Annotated in this window: 18 protein-coding genes; 9 read left to right on the forward strand and 9 right to left on the reverse strand. The window is 71.9% G+C overall.

What is annotated here, in order from left to right:
• Positions 1-168: 168 nt before the first annotated feature.
• Positions 169-795, reverse strand: a complete 627-nt coding sequence (locus ACWDGI_RS16535; RefSeq protein WP_450759555.1) for a maltokinase N-terminal cap-like domain-containing protein — start codon at positions 793-795, stop codon at positions 169-171.
• 267 nt (positions 796-1,062) lie between these two features.
• On the opposite strand from ACWDGI_RS16535, the gene ACWDGI_RS16540 reads away from it, so the two are divergent.
• Positions 1,063-1,926 carry a tetratricopeptide repeat protein gene (locus ACWDGI_RS16540; protein ID WP_450759557.1) on the forward strand — a complete coding sequence of 288 codons (864 nt, stop codon included), beginning with the start codon at positions 1,063-1,065 and terminating at the stop codon, positions 1,924-1,926.
• 529 nt (positions 1,927-2,455) lie between these two features.
• Here the strand turns inward: ACWDGI_RS16540 and ACWDGI_RS16545 are convergent.
• Positions 2,456-3,085 carry a TetR family transcriptional regulator gene (locus ACWDGI_RS16545; protein ID WP_450759559.1) on the reverse strand — a complete coding sequence of 210 codons (630 nt, stop codon included), beginning with the start codon at positions 3,083-3,085 and terminating at the stop codon, positions 2,456-2,458.
• Positions 3,086-3,304: 219 nt separating this feature from the next.
• On the opposite strand from ACWDGI_RS16545, the gene ACWDGI_RS16550 reads away from it, so the two are divergent.
• Genes ACWDGI_RS16550 through ACWDGI_RS16560 form a run of 3 tightly spaced genes read left to right on the forward strand, consistent with a single transcriptional unit; the run spans position 3,305 to position 6,602 of the window.
• Positions 3,305-4,735, forward strand: a complete 1,431-nt coding sequence (locus tag ACWDGI_RS16550; RefSeq protein ID WP_450759561.1) for a glycosyltransferase family 4 protein — start codon at positions 3,305-3,307, stop codon at positions 4,733-4,735.
• Complete coding sequence (locus ACWDGI_RS16555) at positions 4,729-5,535, forward strand: class I SAM-dependent methyltransferase (RefSeq protein ID WP_450759563.1); 807 nt, start codon at positions 4,729-4,731, stop codon at positions 5,533-5,535. Before ACWDGI_RS16550 ends, ACWDGI_RS16555 begins: the two co-directional genes overlap by 7 nt.
• Positions 5,532-6,602, forward strand: a complete 1,071-nt coding sequence (locus ACWDGI_RS16560; RefSeq protein ID WP_450759565.1) for a prenyltransferase — start codon at positions 5,532-5,534, stop codon at positions 6,600-6,602. Before ACWDGI_RS16555 ends, ACWDGI_RS16560 begins: the two co-directional genes overlap by 4 nt.
• A 156-nt stretch (positions 6,603-6,758) precedes the next feature.
• Here ACWDGI_RS16560 and ACWDGI_RS16565 read toward each other — a convergent pair whose 3' ends face one another.
• Positions 6,759-7,046: a hypothetical protein gene (locus tag ACWDGI_RS16565; RefSeq protein ID WP_450759567.1), complete on the reverse strand. Its 288-nt coding sequence runs from the start codon at positions 7,044-7,046 to the stop codon at positions 6,759-6,761.
• A gap of 136 nt (positions 7,047-7,182) precedes the next feature.
• Here ACWDGI_RS16565 and ACWDGI_RS16570 point away from each other — a divergent pair, with 136 nt between their 5' ends.
• Positions 7,183-7,743: a hypothetical protein gene (locus tag ACWDGI_RS16570; protein ID WP_450759569.1), complete on the forward strand. Its 561-nt coding sequence runs from the start codon at positions 7,183-7,185 to the stop codon at positions 7,741-7,743.
• A gap of 123 nt (positions 7,744-7,866) precedes the next feature.
• On the opposite strand, the gene ACWDGI_RS16575 is transcribed toward ACWDGI_RS16570, so the two are convergent.
• The 5 genes from ACWDGI_RS16575 to ACWDGI_RS16595 all read right to left on the reverse strand — a co-directional run bounded on the left by ACWDGI_RS16575 (position 7,867) and on the right by ACWDGI_RS16595 (position 13,533).
• The gene (locus tag ACWDGI_RS16575) at positions 7,867-8,877 is read right to left on the reverse strand and encodes an LLM class F420-dependent oxidoreductase (RefSeq protein ID WP_450759571.1); all 1,011 of its coding nucleotides are present in this window, start codon (positions 8,875-8,877) and stop codon (positions 7,867-7,869) included.
• Positions 8,878-8,973: 96 nt separating this feature from the next.
• The gene (locus ACWDGI_RS16580) at positions 8,974-9,789 is read right to left on the reverse strand and encodes a hypothetical protein (RefSeq protein WP_450759573.1); all 816 of its coding nucleotides are present in this window, start codon (positions 9,787-9,789) and stop codon (positions 8,974-8,976) included.
• A gap of 129 nt (positions 9,790-9,918) precedes the next feature.
• Positions 9,919-10,827, reverse strand: coding sequence for an N-acetylmuramoyl-L-alanine amidase (locus ACWDGI_RS16585; protein WP_450759575.1), 909 nt, complete (start codon positions 10,825-10,827; stop codon positions 9,919-9,921).
• Positions 10,828-10,939: 112 nt separating this feature from the next.
• Positions 10,940-11,593 carry a class I SAM-dependent methyltransferase gene (locus ACWDGI_RS16590; RefSeq protein ID WP_450759577.1) on the reverse strand — a complete coding sequence of 218 codons (654 nt, stop codon included), beginning with the start codon at positions 11,591-11,593 and terminating at the stop codon, positions 10,940-10,942.
• Positions 11,594-11,778: 185 nt separating this feature from the next.
• On the reverse strand, positions 11,779-13,533 hold the full coding sequence (locus ACWDGI_RS16595) for an MFS transporter (RefSeq protein WP_450759579.1): 1,755 nt from the start codon (positions 13,531-13,533) through the stop codon (positions 11,779-11,781).
• A 216-nt stretch (positions 13,534-13,749) separates the two neighbouring features.
• On the opposite strand from ACWDGI_RS16595, the gene ACWDGI_RS16600 reads away from it, so the two are divergent.
• From ACWDGI_RS16600 to ACWDGI_RS16615, 4 genes are all read left to right on the forward strand, one after another.
• Complete coding sequence (locus ACWDGI_RS16600; RefSeq protein WP_450759581.1) at positions 13,750-14,985, forward strand: lipid-transfer protein; 1,236 nt, start codon at positions 13,750-13,752, stop codon at positions 14,983-14,985.
• A 134-nt stretch (positions 14,986-15,119) separates the two neighbouring features.
• Positions 15,120-16,547: an MFS transporter gene (locus tag ACWDGI_RS16605; RefSeq protein WP_450759583.1), complete on the forward strand. Its 1,428-nt coding sequence runs from the start codon at positions 15,120-15,122 to the stop codon at positions 16,545-16,547.
• A 51-nt stretch (positions 16,548-16,598) separates the two neighbouring features.
• Positions 16,599-17,138, forward strand: a complete 540-nt coding sequence (locus tag ACWDGI_RS16610; protein WP_450759585.1) for a SigE family RNA polymerase sigma factor — start codon at positions 16,599-16,601, stop codon at positions 17,136-17,138.
• The gene (locus tag ACWDGI_RS16615) at positions 17,138-17,971 is read left to right on the forward strand and encodes a hypothetical protein (RefSeq protein ID WP_450759587.1); all 834 of its coding nucleotides are present in this window, start codon (positions 17,138-17,140) and stop codon (positions 17,969-17,971) included. Before ACWDGI_RS16610 ends, ACWDGI_RS16615 begins: the two co-directional genes overlap by 1 nt.
• A 22-nt stretch (positions 17,972-17,993) precedes the next feature.
• Here the strand turns inward: ACWDGI_RS16615 and ACWDGI_RS16620 are convergent, their stop codons facing one another.
• On the reverse strand, positions 17,994-18,626 hold the full coding sequence (locus tag ACWDGI_RS16620; protein ID WP_450760057.1) for a response regulator: 633 nt from the start codon (positions 18,624-18,626) through the stop codon (positions 17,994-17,996).
• Between the last annotated feature and the right edge of the window lie 245 nt (positions 18,627-18,871).

An 18,871-nucleotide genomic window follows, 5' to 3' on the forward strand; every position in this document is an offset into this window, starting at 1 on the left:
ATAGGACCAGCTCCTGGCTGAGGACCGGCTCCTGCCTGGGCTGGCTCCCGCCTGGGGACTGGCTTCCGTCTGAGGGCCGGCTCGCGCCTGAGGGTCGGCTTCCGCCCGGGGGGCCGGCTCCTGCCTGGGGACTGGCTTCCGCCCACGGACTGGCTTCCGCCCGCGGACTCAGCGAGGCTCAAGCGCGGCGAACAGCGCCCTGGCCCGGATGCCGTCCGGCTGCTGCCAGGCTCCGGTGACATACCCGGCCGCGTCGGCGGCCGGCAGTGAGCCGGGGGTCAGTACGCGACGCAGCCGCAGGACCAGACCCTCGTCCGCCACGGCGAACTCGGTGCTCTCGGCGGTGTCGACGGGGGCGCCGAGGCCGGGGAGCGGACCCGCCGCGGTGTACCCGCGGGCGACCTCCCGGTCGGGCGTGTCGGTGATGCTCTGCGCCTGCGCCGCGGCACGTCCCTCGATCAGGGCCACCAACCCGGCCGTCAGCACGGGGTCGTGGCACCCGTCGTAGGTCCAGCGCGTACCGAGCACACCGTGCTCCATGGTGCCGAGGAGCGCGTGCTCGGCGCCGTCGAGCGGGGCGGCGCGGTAGGTGAGCGGTACGAGATACGCGTCCGAGCCCTCCGTGACGATCATGAACTCGATCCCCACCTCGCCTTCCGGGTCGTCCAGCCGGAACCCGCCGGCCTTCACCAACTCCGGTGCGGCGGGGCCGCGGTACCAGGGGCGGCCGGGAAGCCGGCCGGCGAGGAGTTCGACCTTGGTGGGCTTGAGGGTGGTGTGGTGGATGAGTGCCATGGGGAGATTCTCCGATCAGGGACAGGGGTCCCGCCAGGGGCTTTTCACCCGGGGGCTGATCCGAGCGCTGACTCGGCGGCTGATCCGGGGCTGATCCGGCAGCTCACGCGGTGGCTGGGCGCCGGCCTGCCAACCGTCCGGCGCGGCCTGCCAACCGTCCGGCGCCGCCTGCCAAGTGCCCGGCGCGGCACCTCGGTGGCCCGGCCTGGTCTGTCGGTGGCCTGGGATACGCTCCAGCGGTCCGACGGGCCGACCAGGGTGGGGAACGTGCGCAAGACCGAGGCCGAGGGCCTGATCAAAGCGGCCTACGAGGCGTGGGAGGCCGAGGAGTGGCTGTCCGCCGCCGGGCTCTTCGAGCAGGTTCTCGCGCGGTTCCCGGACGAGGAGCGGAGCGCGGTGTGGTGGTACGACGCCGCGCTCGCCCACAAGTTCCTGCGCAACTGGGCCAAGGCCTGCGCACTGGGCCGCGAGGCCGCCGCCCGGGCGCCGCGCGGCGAGGGCGACCCGGCGTTCTGGAACCTCGGCATCGCGGCCACCATCCAGGGCGACTGGGCCACCGCCCGGGACGCCTGGGCCGGCTTCGGCATCGAACTCCCGGCGGGGGAGGGGGAGATCGACGGGCGGTTCGGTGCGGCCTGTGTGCGGCTGGACACCGGCGGCGAGCGGGAGGTCGTGTGGATCGACCGGCTGTGCCCGACGCGGGGGAGGGTGATGAACGTGCCGGTGACGGCGGGACGGCGGTTCGGGGAGATCGTCGTGCACGACGGCGAGCCCACGGGGCGCCGGGTGGTCGAGGGCCGCGAGTTCCCCGTCTTCGACGAACTGCTCCTCCTCCGGGCGTCCGAGCTGCCGACCCTTGAGGTGACGGTGAACGCCGGGGAGGCCGCCGACCTCGACGCGCTGCTCGCCCTCTTCGTCGAGCACGACTTCGGCGCGGAACCCGCGAGCAGCCTGGAGATGCTCTGTTCCTGCTGCAGCGAGGGCACCCACGAACAGTCGCGCAAGGTCCACGCGGGGGCCCAGCGGGTGTCCCTGGCGGCCCCGGAGGCCGAGGCCCGGCTGCTGCTGGAGCGCTGGGCGGGGGAGACCGCGCTCGGGCGGAGCTGGAGCGGGCTGACGACGGTGGGGTAGCGGGCCGGAAGCGGCGGGGTGGTGGGCCGTGAACGGCGGGGTGGTGGGCCGTGAGCGGTGCGGTTGTGGGCCGTGAGCGGTGGGGTTGCGCGCCGGAGGCACTCGGGCGTGGCCCGTATCAGGAAAAGTAGAAAAAATCCACCATTGGGGTGGTCTATTCCCGTTCGGGCGTTCTATCCTGAAATCAGCCTACGAGGCGAGTGAGGGAGTCCGAGCGGCGTAGCCGACTCTGGCGTGACGCAGATGCACAAAGCATCCGCCGGTGCCGACGTCGACGGTCGGGCTGAGAGGTCGGAAGGCGGCGGTTGAGCCGGACGGCGACCCCCATCACCTGATCCGGACCATGCCGGCGAAGGGAACCCGTCTCGTAGGTCTTCGCATGCCTCCGAGCAGCCCGCCCGTAGGTCTTCGCGTGCCCCCGGCCACCCGCTCCGCAGGTCTTCGCGTGCCCCCGGCCACCCGCTCCGCAGGTCTTCGCGTGTCCCCGGCCAGCCGCCCCGCAGGTCTTCGCGTACCCCGAGCCCGCGGGCTACGGCTTGCCGCCCGGCTCCGTCAGGTCGATCAGCCGGCAGACCGTCTCGATGTCGATCTTCACCTGGGCGATGGAGGCACGGCCCGACAGCCAGGTGATCAGGGCCGAGTGCCAGGTGTGCTCGATGACGCGGACGGCGGAGAGCTGGGCGGGGGACGGGTCGGTCAGGCCCATCGCGTCCAGGATGATCGCCGTCGTCTGCCGGGAGACCTGGTCCACCTCGGGAGAGACGCTGCGGTCGGCGAAGGTGAGGGCGCGGACCATCGCGTCGGCCAGGTGCGGCTCGCGCTGCAGGGCCCGGAAGGCCCGCATCAGGGTCTCGGCGACCCGCTCGGACGCCGTCTCGCCCGCCGGCGGCTTCTTGCGCAGCGTGCCGTGCATGTGTTCCAGCTGGTCCTGCATGGTCGCGACCAGCAGGTGGACCTTGGAGGGGAAGTAGCGGTAGAGCGTGCCCAGCGCCACCTGGGAGGACTCGGCCACCTCGCGCATCTGCACCGCGTCGAAACCGCCCCGGCTGGCCAGCTGGGCGCTCGCGTGCAGGATGCGGCGGCGCCGGGCCTCCTGCCGCTCGGTGAGCGGCGGGGTGGCCGATCTGGCGCCGATGTCCACCTTGGCTTCCGCAGGCATGGGTCCCGTCCGTGACAGTCGGTGAGGGCAGTGCTCAGGGCGAGTGATCAGACAGCATGGCAGGGGTCGCGTCGTGGCGCGAATCACCTGATCCACTGCTCACTCCGCCCCTACCTGCCGGTAGATTCAGAGCCTCTTGAACGATCAAGTCTGAAACTTGTTCTAGATTAGCGTCCCGGCGTAATCTCGCGGGAAAGTGCAGGGAGAAGGGGGCCCAGAGTGACCGCTGAGGCCAGGCGGACGGGTACCGACGAGGAACCCGCCGCCGACGGCGAGCGACCGCTCGACATCGCGCTCCTCACCTATAAAGGGAACCCGTTCTGCGGCGGCCAGGGTGTCTACGTACGGCACCTCTCCCGCGAGCTGGCCCGCCTCGGGCACCGCGTCGAGGTGATCGGCTCACAGCCGTACCCCGTCCTGGACGAGGGTTACCCCGCGCTCACCCTCACCGAGCTGCCCAGCCTCGACCTGTACCGCTCCCCGGACCCCTTCAGGACGCCCGGGCGGGACGAGTACCGGGACTGGGTCGACGCGCTCGAAGTGGCCACCATGTGGACCGGCGGCTTCCCCGAACCGCTGACCTTCTCGCTCCGCGCCCGCCGCCATCTGCGCGCCCGCGCCGGGGAGTTCGACGTCGTCCACGACAACCAGACACTGGGATACGGCCTGCTGGGGGACGTCGGCGCGCCCCTCGTCACCACGATCCACCACCCCATCACCGTCGACCGGCAGTTGGAGCTGGACGCGGCCGAGGGATGGAAGCGGCGGTACTCCGTACGGCGCTGGTACGCCTTCACCCGGATGCAGAAGCGGGTCGCCCGCCGGCTGCCCTCCGTGCTCACCGTCTCCGGCACCTCCCGCCAGGAGATCGTCGACCATCTCGGCGTACGCGAGGACCGCGTCCACGTCGTCCACATCGGCGCCGACACCGACCTCTTCGCGCCGAATCCCGCCGTACCCCAGGTGCCCGGCCGGATCGTCACCACCTCCAGCGCGGACGTACCCCTGAAGGGGCTGGTGTTCCTCGTCGAGGCCCTCGCCAAGGTGCGGACCGAGCATCCCGCCGCCCACCTCGTCGTCGTCGGCAAGCAGCCCACCGAGGGGCCCGTCGCGCAGGCCGTGGAGCGGTACGGCCTCGAGGGCGCCGTCGAGTTCGTGAAGGGCATCTCCGACGCCGAACTCGTCGACCTGGTCCGTTCGGCCGAGGTCGCCTGCGTGCCGTCGCTCTACGAGGGCTTCTCGCTGCCCGCCGCCGAGGCGATGGCGACCGGCACCCCGCTGCTCGCGACGACGGGCGGCGCGATCCCCGAGGTCGCCGGACGGGACGGGGAGACCTGCCTGGCCGTGCCGCCGGGCGACGCCGGCGCGCTGGCCGCCGGGCTGAGCCGGCTGCTGGGCGACCCGGAGCTCCGCGCGCGCCTCGGCCGGGCCGGCCGGGAGCGGGTGCTACGGCACTTCACCTGGGCGCGCGCCGCGGAGGGCACGGTGGCCCGGTACCGCGAGGCGATCGCCCGCTCCGCGGGCGGCACGGACGCCGCTTCCCGCCGCTCCGCGGCCGCGGCCGTGGCCCGCTCCGCGCCCCGCAATCCCGGCCGCTCCGCGGCCTCAGCTGGTGTTCGTCACGAGAGTGAAAGCAGGGCCACGTGCTGACCGTCGACTTCTCCCGGTTCCCGCTCGCCCCGGGCGACCGCGTCCTGGACCTCGGCTGCGGGGCAGGACGCCACGCCTTCGAGTGCTACCGGCGCGGCGCCCAGGTCGTGGCGCTCGACCAGAACGGAGAGGAGATCCGCGAGGTCGCCAAGTGGTTCGCGGCGATGGCGGAGGCCGGCGAGGCCCCGGCCGGCGCGACGGCCACCGCCATGGAGGGTGACGCGCTGGCGCTCCCCTTCCCCGACGAGTCCTTCGACGTCGTCATCATCTCCGAGGTCATGGAGCACATCCCCGACGACAAGGGCGTGCTCGCCGAGATGGTGCGCGTGCTCAGGCCCGGCGGGCGGATAGCCGTCACCGTGCCGCGCTACGGCCCCGAGAAGGTCTGCTGGACGCTCTCCGACGCCTATCACGAGGTCGAGGGCGGCCACATCCGCATCTACAAGGCCGACGAGCTGGTCGGGAAGATCAAGGAAGCCGGTCTGCGGCCGTACGGCAGCCACCACGCGCACGCGCTGCACTCGCCCTACTGGTGGCTGAAGTGCGCGTTCGGCGTCGACAACGACAAGGCGCTGCCGGTACGGGCGTACCACAAGCTGCTCGTCTGGGACATCATGAAGAAGCCGCTGGCCACGCGCCTGGCCGAGCAGGCGCTGAACCCGGTGATGGGCAAGAGCTTCGTCGTCTACGCCACCAAGCCGCACCTGCCCCGGACCGAGACGGGAACGGGGACCGGGACCGAAACCGGGACCGGGACCGGGACCGACGCCCCGTCGGACGCCGAGGTGGCCGCCAAGTGACCACCCCCCGGACAGAACACCTCGTCCTGCCCGGGGTCCTCACCGCCGAGCAGGCTGCCGCGACCGTCCGCGGGATCCTCGCCGCACAGCGGGAGGACGGCGCGATCCCGTGGTTCCGGGGGCACCACCTCGACCCCTGGGACCACACCGAGGCCGCGATGGCGCTGGACGCGGCCGGTGAGCACGCCGCCGCGGAGCGGGCCTACATCTGGCTCGCCGAGCACCAGAACGAGGACGGCTCCTGGTACGCGGCCTACGCCGACGGCGCGCACGACGACGTCACCGACCGCGCCCGCGAGTCCAACTTCGTCGCCTACATCGCCGTGGGCGTCTGGCACCACTACCTCTCCACCGGCGACGACACCTTCCTCGACCGGATGTGGCCCGCCGTGTACGCGGCCGTCGAGTGGGTGCTGCGGCTGCAGCAGCCCGGCGGTGAGATCGGCTGGCGGCGCGAGGACGAGGGGACGCCCACCGACGACGCGCTGCTGACCGGGAGTTCGTCGATCCACCACGCGCTGCGCTGTGCGCTCGCCATCGCCGAGCAGCGGGAAGAGGCGCAGCCGGACTGGGAGTTGGCGGTGGGCGCGCTGCGGCACGCGATACGGCGCCACCCCGAGCGGTTCCTGGACAAGGACCGGTACTCGATGGACTGGTACTACCCGGTGCTGGGCGGGGCGTTGACCGGAGCGGAGGCGGCCGCGCGGATCGAGAAGGACTGGGAGCGGTTCGTCGTACCCGGGTTCGGGGTGCGGTGCGTCGTCCCCAATCCGTGGGTGACGGGCGGGGAGTCGGCCGAGCTCGCCCTCGCGCTGTGGGCGGTCGGGGAGTCCGACCGGGCGCTGGAGATCCTGCAGTCGATCCAGCATCTGCGGGACGCGGAGTCGGGGCTGTACTGGACCGGGTACGTCTTCGAGGACGACGCGATCTGGCCGCGGGAGCTCACCACGTGGACGGCGGGGTCGCTGCTGCTGGCGGTCGCCGCGCTCGGAGGGCATGACGCCACGTGTGCGGTGTTCGGGGGAGGGCGGCTGCCTTCCGGGCTTGAGGTGGACTGCTGCGCCTAGGGGGGCGGGGGTGCGGCGTACGGCGGGTGCGGCGCCGTGGGGGCTGGTCGCTCCCCCACTCTCGGCTCCGCTCGAGCGGGGGGACCCCCATCGCGGCGGAGCCGCACGTCGGCACAGCCCCGCGCCCCTTACGGGCGCTGTTCTGACCGGAAATTCTCAGTGCCGCTGCATCCGGTTGGCGATCGCGTGGCCGATGAACAGGTAGACGACCGCCGCCAGGCCGTATCCTGCCACCACCCTCGCCCACGCCTCGTCGAAGGTGAACAGGTCGCGTGACCAGCCGGCCAGCCAGGCGGCCGCGTCGTGGATGAACTGGACCAGGCTGTTCGCCCGGTTCGCGTCCAACAGGTACATCATTATCCAGAGGCCCAGTATGAGGGCCATGATGTCGGCGACGACCGCGACGACCGTGCCGGCCTGATTGTGACGATATCGAGGGGACATGCCCTCCGGGTTGCCGTCGATCGGTCCTTGAAACCTGAACGGGGGTTCCCCCGAGTGGCGCAGCGCCGCCATCTGGGTGAGGCTTCCGGAGGAAGCAACCGCTCGGGGAGGACATCGAGACACACGGGAGGACCCCGTGCCCGTACCGATACGGCGCCTGGTCGTCGCGCTGACCCTCTGCTGCGCACTCGTCGCCGGTGTGACCGCATGCAGCAGCACGCAGAGCAAGCCCACCGACACCGGCATGGCCGCGGTGCCCGTGGCCGACACGCCCAGTCCGAGTACGTCCGCCGAGAAACAGAAGTTCGCCAAGACGCGGTTCGTCGCCAACGCGTCACTCGCGGCCGGTGCCACCTACCAGTGGATCGTCAAGCCCTGGAAGGCCGGCAAGTTCAAGAAGGGCGCCCACGGCCGCACCCTCGCCCTCATCAAGGCCGGTCTCGCGGGCACCTTCGCGTACAACCGGCTCCAGGCCGCCAAGCGGAACGCCCAGGGCGACCCGCTGCTGTCCAAGGCCGTCGCCCCGCTCTCGTCCGGCATCGACGCGCTGAAGGACCTGCCGTCCAAGCTCCGCAAGGGCGACGGGAACGCGGCCAGTTCGTTCAACGACGTCATCAACAACGTGAAGGACGCCGGGAAGAGCGCCGGCGCCCCGGTCACCAACAAGGTGCCTTCGACGTCGCAGCTCACCCACTGACGTGGTTCGGGTTCGGCGCCGGAGTGTCCGAACCGCCTCGGGCGGCGACCGTCCGAGGCTGACCCCGGCGCCGTGCCCCGCCGCGTCCTGCTCGCCCCTCCGCCGGTCCGCCGCCCGGGGCGGCTAGGAGTTGAGCTCCGCGAGGACCCGCAGGGTGTGCGGGTCGGGGGCGAGCGCCAGCAGGTCGGTCACCGGGCCCTTGCGCCACGACTCCAGCCGCTCGGCGATGCGTTCGCGCGGGCCGACCAGCGAGATCTCGTCGGCGAACGCGTCCGGCACGGCCAGCACGGCCTCCTCGCGCCGCCCGGACAGGAACAGTTCCTGGATCCGCCGCGCCTCCTCCTCGTACCCCATGCGCGCCATGAGGTCGGCGTGGAAGTTGCGGGCCGTGTGGCCCATCCCGCCGATGTAGAAGCCGAGCATGGCCTTCACGGGCAGCAGCCCGGCGGCCACGTCGTCGCAGACCTTCACCTGTGCCATCGGCGCGACCAGGAAGCCCTCCGGCAGCTCGGCCACCGCGGGCCCGTACACCTCGGGCCGGCTCGGAGCCCAGTACAGCGGCAGCCACCCGTCGGCGATCCGGACCGTCTGGGCGACGTTCTTCGGCCCCTCCGCGCCGAGCAGGACCGGCAGATCGGCCCGGAGCGGGTGGGTGATCGGCTTCAGCGGCTTGCCGAGACCGGTGGCGTCCGCCCCCCGGTACGGATGGGAATGGAAGCGCCCCGCCGCCTCCACCGGCCCCTCCCGGCGCAGCACCTGCCGTACGACGTCCACGTACTCCCTGGTCGCGGTCAGCGGCGACTTCGGGAACGGGCGGCCGTACCAGCCCTCCACGACCTGCGGCCCGGACAGGCCGAGTCCCAGCATCACCCGGCCCCCCGACAGGTGGTCCAGGGTCAGCGCGTGCATCGCGGTGGTGGTCGGCGAGCGGGCCGCCATCTGGGCAACGGCCGTACCCAGCCGGATCGTTGACGTCTGCGCGGCGATCCAGGTGAGCGGGGTGAACGCGTCCGAGCCCCAGGACTCCGCCGTCCACACCGAGTGGTACCCGAGGCGCTCCGCCTCCCGCGCCAGCGGCACATGGTCCGCAGAGGGACCCCGCCCCCAGTATCCGAGTGCCAACCCGAGCCGCATGCGAGCCTCCTGACAGTACGTCAGACCGAGTTCCGGACTGTACGACAACGGCCCCCCACCCGGAAGGGAGAGGGGCCGTGCGCGGTCCTGCGCGGATCAGCCGCGCTGGATCCCGGAGGTGTCCTGCAGTACGCCGCGGCGGCCGTCCTGGGTCTGCGCCACCAGCGCGCCGCCGCGCTGCTCGACGGCCAAGTACCAGGTGCCGGGCGCCAGTTCGGCGATCGGCGCGGCCGAGCCGTCCTCCGCGAACAGCGGCCGGGCCACCGGCACGGCGAACCAGAACGGCGAGAAGTCGGGTGCGGGGCCGGCCGGCTGCTGCTGCGCGGCGGCCGGGGGCTGCTGCTGGCCGAACGGCTGACCGGCCTGCGGCTGGGCGCCGTACGGCTGGCCGGGCTGCGGGGCGGCGGCACCCGGGTAGCCGTAGCCGCCGGAGGGCTGGGCGCCGTAGGGCTGCGGAGCCTGCGGCTTGGGGGCCGGGACCAGGGCCGCCTGGAGCGCCGGGACCAGCGGGGTGGCGATCGCGGCCGCGGCCAGCAGCAGGGCGGCGATCAGGCCGAGGATCAGACCGGATCCGGCGCCGATGTCGAGGGTGTTGAAGTCGTCGAACGCGCCCAGCGGGTCGATGGTCGACCAGAACGCGGTCCACACCGAGAACACGGTGAGACCGACGCCGATCTGGCCCAGGTCGAGACCGACGAACTTCAGCGGCTGCGGCAGCGCGCGGGCGAGGACGATCAGGACCGCGCCGGCGATACCGCCGACGTACATGCTCATCACCAGGCCGAGGTTGTCCCAGGCGTTCGGGGCACCGTTGCCGGACTTGTCGAACGTGTCGAGGAACGACGCGATGAACAGCAACACCGCTGCTCCGATCACCACGCCGTCGCCTCTAGTGAGGGAGCGGATATTCACTTCAGGTCCTTCGTAGGTCGTCTCGTCGGCGGAGGAGGCGTCGCGGGGGTGCCCCTCATCGTAGGAATCGCAGGAAGGACACTATCGTTCGTACGATCGGCGTGTCCGCCCGGACCAGTCCGCCGATGCCTACCCGCGCAGGAAACTCACGATTCCCTCAGAGATTCCCTGCGCCGCCTTCTGCCGCCAGGTCCCGCTCGTCAGGAGTGCCGCGTCCTTGCTGTCGCGCATGTTGCCGCACTCGATGAACACCTTGGGAACCGTTGACAGATTGAGACCGCCGAGATCCTTGCGTACGTCGAGGCCGGTGCCGTTTCCGACGTAGTTGGACGGGGAACTGCCGGTCACCTTCGCGAAGTCGCTCTCGATGTGCTCGCCGAGGGTGCGCGAGGGGCCGACGATCGGGCGGGTGTCGGCGCCGCCGGCGTGCACGGTGGCCGGGAGGATGACATGGAAGCCTCGGTCGCCCTCGGGCGCCCCGTCGGCGTGGATGGAGATGGCGGCGTCCGCGTGCGCGTCGTTCCCGATCCGGGCGCGCTGGGTCACGCACGGCCCCCAGGCGGGCTTGTCCCCGTCGTGGGTGAACTTCACGGTGGCGCCCTGCCGCTCCAGCAGGGTCCGCAACCGGTGCGCGACGTCGAGCGTGAACCGCGCCTCGCTGTAACCCGCGTTGGTGGCCGTCCCCGTCGTGTCGCACTCCTTCCAGTTCGTCCCGATATCCACCTTCTGGTTGATCTCGGACGTGTGCTGGAAGTTCCCCGGGTTGTGCCCCGGGTCGATGACGACGACCTTGCCCTTGAGCGGAGGGGCCGCACTGGGGCTCGGCACCTTGGCGTCGTCACCGGGTGACACGGGCGCCGACCGAGGCGCCGCCGCGTTCGCCTCCCCGCGACCGCTCCCACCGGGCTTCCCCACCCCCTCGAACACCACCCATCCGAGCAGCGCACCGGGCACGAGCGCGGCGAGAGCGACGGTCATGGGCGCTCGCCGGGAGCGCCGCTGCTGCGGGGAATCGAATTCGGGGCCTGTGTACGACACATCAGCCACCCTAGCGGCCGTCCACGGCGGCCACGCGGTCCAAGAGGGCCGATGGGATGACGGCGCGGCACCGGCCCCGGGCAAGAGGGGACGCCGGTTCCGACCGCGCTCTTCAGATCCCCGCCCCCGTTCGCCGCAGCACGCGCAGCGAGTCCTGCGCCGAGACCTCCGTGAACGCGCCCGACTCCAGGGCGCGGAGGTGGACGCGGTAGGGGGCCTGGCCGGTGAACTCGTCCTTCGGGTCCGGGAAGACGTCGTGGATCAGCAGGAGCCCGCCCCGCGCCACATGGGGGGCCCAGCCCTCGTAGTCGGCGGTGGCGTGCTCGTCGGTGTGGCCGCCGTCGATGAAGACGAGGCCGAGGGGCGAGTTCCAGAAGGAGGCGATCTGGGGGGAGCGGCCCACCAGGGCGACGACGTGGTCTTCGAGGCCGGCGCGGTGCAGCGTCCGCCGGAAGGTGGGCAGCGTGTCCATCAGCCCCAGCTCCGGGTCGACCGTCTCCGGGTCGTGGTAGTCCCAGCCCGGCTGCTGCTCCTCGCTGCCCCGGTGGTGGTCGACGGTGACAGCGGTGACGCCGGCGGCACGCGCCGCGTCGGCGAGGAGAAGCGTGGAACGCCCGCAGTACGTCCCGACCTCCAGGAGCGGCAGGCCGAGTTCCCCGGCTTCGACGGCGGCCGCGTACAGCGCCAGCCCCTCGTGCAGGGGCATGAACCCCTTGGCCTTCTCGAACGCGGCGAGCGTCTCGGGCTGGGGCGCGGCCACGGCCATGGGGGTCCCTTCGGTCGTACGACGTTCCGGTCGCTTATGCTGCCGCACCCCCTGCCGGAGTCCGACAGGGGGTGCGGATGCGAGGTCCTCAGGGTCGGTGTGCCGGGCGCGGGGCCGTGTCGATGTGCGGCTCCGCCGCGTGGGCGCCCTCGGCCCCCGCTCACCCGCGGCCGGCAACGCGCCCGTCAGGCCGAGACGGTCTCCGCCGGCAACGAGAGATCGAGGTCGACGGCCCGGTCATCCCCCGCGTGCGACGCCGAGGAAGCCAACGGCCCGTGCCCCAGTGCCTTCGCGGCCAGCACGTACGCCCCCTCGGTGGGCACCGCGAGCGCGTACGTGCCGTCGTCGCCGGACAGCGTCGCCCCCGCCTGCCGCCCCCGCCGGTCGATCAGCGTGACCTTGGCGCGGGCCACCGGAACGCCCGCCGCGTCGAGCACGCGCCCGCGGAAACCGCGCAGCACCTCCTCGGCGTGGGCCAGCGCGACGTCCTCTTCGCTGCTCGCGCGCAGCTGCGTGTGCTGGGCGGCCTCCGCCGCCGGCCGGCTCCGCCTGGGCAGCAGCAGGGCGAGGACCAGGCCCACGGCCACCGCGCCCGTCGCGATCATGAAGGAGACCCGGAAACCGTGCATGGTCGGGATGGCGACGCCGCCCACGTGGTTCGCCGTGTTGGCCAGCACCATGCCGATGACGGCGCTGGACACGGACGTACCGATGGACCGCATCAGGGTGTTGAGACCGTTCGCCGCGCCCGTCTCCGACGCGGGGACCGCACCGACGATCAGGGCGGGGAGGGAGGAGTACGCGAGGCCGATGCCCGCGCCCAGCACCACGGCGATGACCAGGCTCTGCCAGGCCGCGCTCATCAGGCCGAGGCCCGCGCCGTAGCCGATGCCGATGATCAGCATGCCGAGGATCAGGGTGGTCTTGGGGCCGTACTTGGCGGACAGCCGGGCGTAGACGGGGGCCGTGAACATCATCGTCAGGCCCAGCGGGGCGACCAGCAGACCCGCGGTGACCATCGACTGGCCGAGCCCGTAGCCGGTGGCCTTCGGCAGCTGGAGCAGCTGCGGCAGGACCAGCGAGACGACGTAGAAGCTGACCCCGACCATGATCGAGGCGAGGTTGGTGAAGAGCACCGCCGGTCGGGCGGTGGTGCGCAGGTCGACCAGTGGGGCCTTGACCCGCAGCTCCATCACGCCCCACAGGACGAGGATGACGGCGGAGGCGGCGAAGAGCCCGAGCGTGGTGCCGGAGGTCCAGCCCCAGTCGCTGCCCTTGGTGATCGGGAGGAGGAAGAGGACCAGGCCCACGGAGAGCCCGATCGCGCCCAGCACGTCGAAGGTGCCCGCGGCGCGCGCCGGGGACTCGGGTACCGCGACGAGGGTGAGGACGATGGCTATGACACCCAGGCCGGCGGCGCCGTAGAACAGGGCGTGCCAGTCGGCGTGCTGCGCGACCAGGGCCGCGGCGGGCAGCGCGAGGCCGCCGCCGACGCCGATCGAGGAGCTCATCAGGGCCATCGCCGAGGCGAGCTTCTCGCGCGGCAGCATGTCGCGCATCAGGCCGATGCCGAGCGGGATCGCGCCCATGGCGAAGCCCTGGAGGGTACGACCCACGATCATCGTGAGCAGTTCGCTGGTGAGCGCGCTGATCAGCGCACCCACCACCATCACGGAGAGGCTGAATATCAGCATCCGCCGCTTGCCGTACAGGTCGCCGAGGCGGCCCATGATCGGAGTGGCCACGGCGCCCGACAGGAGCGTCGAGGTCAGCACCCAGGTGGCGTTGCTGGGCTCGGTGCCCAGCAGCTGCGGAAGGTCCTTGATGACCGGAACGAGCAGGGTCTGCATCACCGCGACCACGATGCCCGCGAAGGCGAGCACCGGGACCACGGCCCCGCTCGCGCCCCGGGCGGGCTGGTCGGTCGTCGTGTGCGTCATTGAGTGAGGCCTCCGGGCCAAGAGAGTGACGGGCAGAGCGGGGAGAGGCGGGATCCGCCGCGGATAAGTGGTAGGTAAACCTCGTATGCACAGGCAACTATTCCGTTGCTTCGAGCTGCTAACGAATTCTTGACCGTCCCATGGGTTTCTGATCTGCCGTCAGGCCCTGGTCAATTTATGGAACGTGTTCTACTCTCACGCGCCATGAGTGCCGCGATGAGCTCCGTCAGGGCCGCGAAGGCGTATGTCGCCGGGGTCGGAATGACCAGGTTCGAGAAGCCTGAGACCCGTGATTGGCAGTACTGGGACATGGTCCGGGAGGCGGGCGGCTCCGCACTCGCGGACGCGGGGATCTCGTACGCCGATGTGGAACAGGTTCCTGTCGGCTACTGTTTCCAGCCCTCCACCGCCGGCCAGCGCGCCGCCTATGAGCTGGGTCTCACCGGCGTCCCCGTCTACAACGTCAACAACAACTGCGCCACCGGTGCCACCGCGCTGATGCTGGCCCGGCAGCTCGTCGAGGGCGGCGCGGCCGACTGCGTCCTCGCCCTCGGCTTCGAGAAGATGAAGAAGGGCGCGCTCGGAAGCGGCGCCGGCGCGGGGGCCCGCGGCGGAGCCGCTGACGACTGGAGTTCGACCTCCCCCGTCGCCCGGCACTACGGCGTCATGGCCGCCCGGCACGGCTTCGAGATGACCCCGCCCACCGCGCAGATCTTCGGCGACGCGGCCCGCGAGCACATGGAGCGGTACGGCACCACCGAGGCGCAGCTCGCGGCGGTGGCCGCCAAGAACCACCGGCACTCCGCGCACAACCCGTACGCCCAGTTCCAGGACGTGTACGGCGTGGCCGGCATCCTCGCCGCCCGCACCGTCCACCGCCCGCTCACCAAACTCCAGTGCTCGCCCACCTCCGACGGCGCGGCGGCGGCCGTGGTCGTCTCGGAACGGTTCGCCGAACGGCGCGGGCTCACCGGCCTCGTCGAGATCGTCGCGCAGGCGATGACGACGGACACCGAGGAGTCCTTCGCGTCGGGCTCGTGCATCGACGTCGTCGGGCAGCCGATGTCACGGGCGGCGGCCCGCCAGGTGTACGACCGCTCAGGACTCGGCATCGAGGACGTCGACGTCGTGGAACTGCACGACTGCTTCTCCGTCAACGAACTGCTGACGTACGAGGCGCTCGGCATGTGCGCGGTGGGCGAGTCGGGCAAGCTCGTCGAGTCGGGGGCGACGACGTACGGCGGACGCTGGGTGGTGAACCCCTCCGGAGGGCTCATCTCCAAGGGACACCCGCTGGGCGCGACCGGCCTCGCGCAGACCGCCGAACTGGTGTGGCAGCTGCGGGGCACGGCGGGGGAGCGGCAGGTGCCGGGCGCGCGGGTGGGGCTCGCGCACAACATCGGGCTGGGCGGCGCGGCGGTGGTGACCATGCTCCGCAGGGCGCCGTCATGACCATGTTCCGCGAGACGGTGCAGGCCCTGTGACCGCGAAGGTCGCGGTACGGGGCGGTGTAGGCCGCACGACCGAGGCCAGGTGGGCCGAAAAGCCGATGCAAGGACCGTAACCGGCTTGAGAGCATGACGGTCATGCTCGAAGCCGCGGACACCTCACGAATATCCCGCCGTACCGCACCCCCCACCTGGCTGGTGGTGGCGCTGGCCTGCGCCGGGCAGTTCCTGGTGGTGCTCGACGTGTCCGTGGTGAACGTGGCGCTGCCGTCGATGCGCGCGGACCTGGGGCTGAGCGCGTCCGGCCTGCAGTGGGTGGTGAACGCGTACGCCATCGCCTTCGCCGGGTTCATGCTGCTCGGCGGGCGGGCCGGTGACCTCTACGGCCGCAAGCGGATGTTCCTGGTCGGGCTCGGTCTGTTCACGCTGGCCTCGCTCGGCGGCGGCCTCGCCCAGGACGGCTGGCAGCTGCTGCTCGCCCGGGCCGTGCAGGGGCTGGGCGCGGCGGTCCTCGCGCCCTCGACGCTGACCCTGCTCACGGCCGCCGTGCCGGAGGGTCCCGCCCGGGCGCGGGCGATCGCCACCTGGACGGCGGTCGGTGCCGGCGGCGGCGCGGCCGGCGGCCTGGTCGGCGGGGTGCTGGTGGACACGCTGTCCTGGCGCTGGGTGCTGCTGATCAACGTGCCGGTGGGCGCGCTGGTCCTCGCCGGGTCCGTGCTGTGGCTGACGGAGAGCCGGGCCGGGGCCGGACGGCGGCTCGACCTGCCCGGCGCGCTGCTGGTGACGGCGGGTCTGGCGACCCTGGCGTACGGCGTCTCGCAGACCGAGGCCAAGGGATGGACGTCGGCCGCCACCCTGGTCCCGCTGGCCGCCGGGCTCGCGCTGCTCGGGCTGTTCCTGGCCGTCGAGGCGCGTACGGCGGCCCCGCTGATGCCGCTCGGCCTGCTGACGCGACGGAGGGTGGCGTCGGCCAACGCGGCCATGCTGGTGTCCGGTTCGGCGATGTTCTGTATGTGGTACTTCATGACGCTCTACGCCCAGAACGTCCTCGGCTACTCCCCGCTGGAGGCCGGTTTCGCCCTGATACCCAGCTCGGTCGCGGTGCTCGTCGGCTCCAAGACGGCACCCCGGCTGATGCGGCGGGCGGGCGCGCGGACGGTGGCGGTGGCGGGCACGCTGGTCGCGGCGACCGGCTTCGGCTGGCAGTCGACCATGGGTCCGCACGGCGCCTACCTGACGGCGATCATGCTCCCCGGGATCCTGATGATGCTGGGCGCGGGCCTGGCCGCGACCCCGCTGGCCGCACTGGCCACCTCCGGGGCGGCGCCGGCGGAGGCCGGACTGCTCTCGGGGCTCATCAACACCTCGCGCACGATGGGCGGTTCGCTGGGGCTCGCGGTGATGTCGACGGTCGCGGCGGCCCGGACCGGCACGGGCGGCGGGGCCGCGGCCCTGACCGAGGGGTACGCGCTGGCCTTCCGCAGCAGCACCGGGGTGCTGCTGGCCGGGGCGGTGCTGATGCTGCTGTGGCTGCCGGGAAGAATCGCGCCGACGTCTGCCGGATGAGGCAACGGTCCGGGCGGCTCGTGGACTCCTCATTACATCTAGGAGGTGCCCATGGGGGAGCGGGAGAACGCTCGGAACGAGGAGTTCCAGAGTTTCATGACCGGCCGCTGGCCGCGGCTGATGCGTACGGCTTTTCTCCTCACGGGGGAGCAGCACGCCGCCGAGGACCTGGTCCAGTCGACGCTCGAACAGGTCTTCGTGGCCTGGCGCAAGGTCGGCTCGGCCGATGATCCGGAGGCGTACGTAAGGCGCGTGATGATCAACGCGCACGCTCGCCGGCACAGAAGGAAACTCAAGGAGTTCCTCGCGCCCAGGGACGACTCGGGCCTGGTGCGCGAGGTGCCCGACACGGGGGACCGGATCGCCCAGGCCGACGACCGCAGCGCCCTGCTCAAGGCACTCGCCCAACTGCCGCCGCGGCAGCGGGAGGCGGTGGTCCTGCGCTACTGGGAGGACCTGACGGAGACCCAGGCGGCGGAGGCGATGGGCTGCTCGGTGGGCACGGTCAAGAGCAACGCGGCCAAGGGGATCGCGAAACTCCGTGCCATACCGGGACTGGCCGAGACGGTGACGCAGGGAGGGCGTGGCTGATGAGCGCGAACCGGGAGAACCACGGCATGACACAGACGGAGTCGGACATCGCCTTCCTCCTCGCGGACGCCGCGGACGAGGTCGAGATCGGCATAGCCCCTGTCCAGGCGGTGATGCGCGGCGGCAGGCGGCGCCGGGCCCGACGGTGGGCGGTGGCGGGGGCCACGGCGCTGGCACTGGCCGTCGGCGCGACGGCGGGGACGCTGGCGGTGACGGGGCTGCCGGGCGGGGGTCACGGGGACCGGGGCGGTGAGGTGGCGGTCCGGCCGGCGTCACCGGAGGAGCGCCATGTGTACACGCCGGAGTCGACGGACCTGGCGTTCGGCGACTACCAGGGCAAGAAGTGGGGTGTCGGGGTCCTGGTGTGGGGCGCGCCGCTCACCCGTGCCGAGGCCGAGAAGCAGTGGAAGGCGATGGGTGACTGGGGGGTCGAACCCGCGGACGCGGACAAGCCCGCCGACCTGATCGGCAAGACGTCCTTCTTCGCCGCCCGCAGTTACGCCGGCTTCCGCCGCCAGGTGGTCATGTTCAACACGGTGCGGGAGGTGGAGCCGCTCTCGGGGACCGACCTGGACGCCGCCGCCGCCAGGCTCGGTGACGATCCGGCGAGCGCCGGCCGGCTGGTCGTCGGCAAGGTCGCCACGACCGCCGCGGAGGTCACCTGCCACTGGAAGGACGGCGCCTCGACCCGGGTCACGCGCGTTTCCGCCGAATCCCCGTCCTACTCCGGGGAGTCGGAGCTCCGGCCGGTCCGCGACTACCCGGGGGCCAACTGGTTCGTCTGCGTGGCCCCGCAGGGCACCACCTACGAGTCGGCGGAGGTGACGAAGTAGCGCCGCGGAGCGTGGCGGGAGGTCACAGCCAGCCCTGCTGCCGTGCCTCCCGTACCGCCTCCGTGCGGTTGCGGGTGCCGGTCTTGCCGATCGCGGCGGACAGGTAGTTGCGGACCGTCGACTCCGACAGATGCAGCTTCGCCGCGACGTCGGCGACGGTCGCGCCGTCCACCGAGGCCTTCAGGACATCGCACTCGCGGGCGGTGAGCGGATTCGGCCCGGCGCTGAGCGCGGCCGCCGCGAGCGCCGGGTCGACCACGGTCTCCCCGGTGAGCACCTGCCGGATCGCCCGGGCCAGGTCCTCGACCGGACCGTCCTTGACGAGGAAGCCGGCCGCCCCGGCCTCCATGGCCCGGCGCAGATAGCCGGGCCGGCCGAAGGTGGTCAGGATCAGCACCCGGCAGTCGGGCGCCTGGTCGCGCAGCTCCGCCGCCGCGTCCAGGCCGCTGATGCCCGGCAGTTCGATGTCGAGGAGGGCCACGTCGGGCCGGTGGGTCAGCGCGGCGTCCACGATCGCGTCACCCGCCGCGACCTGGGCGACGACCTCGATGTCCGGCTCCATTCCGAGCAGTAGGGCGAGGGCTCCGCGCATCATGCCCTGGTCCTCGGCGAGCAGCACCCGGATGGACTTGGCGGGCCGGTGGTCCCGGGGCATCTCGTTCGCAGGCTCGTACACAGCCCAAGCCTAGCCGCAGGCCCGGCAATTAAAGAGTGGTCATTGATCCGCGCCGCAGGGCTTGACGGCGGTTGACCGTGCTCAAACAATCACCTCTGCAATTCTCTGAATTCCCGGTCAATGGTCGGTATTTCGACCGCTGAATAGGTTCGGTATTTCGGTCGAACGACGTTCGGTATACCGGCCATGAACCCGCACCGCCCTACGAGGAACCGAAGAAGAGG

It is taken from the genome of Streptomyces sp. NPDC001220, from assembly GCF_053597895.1.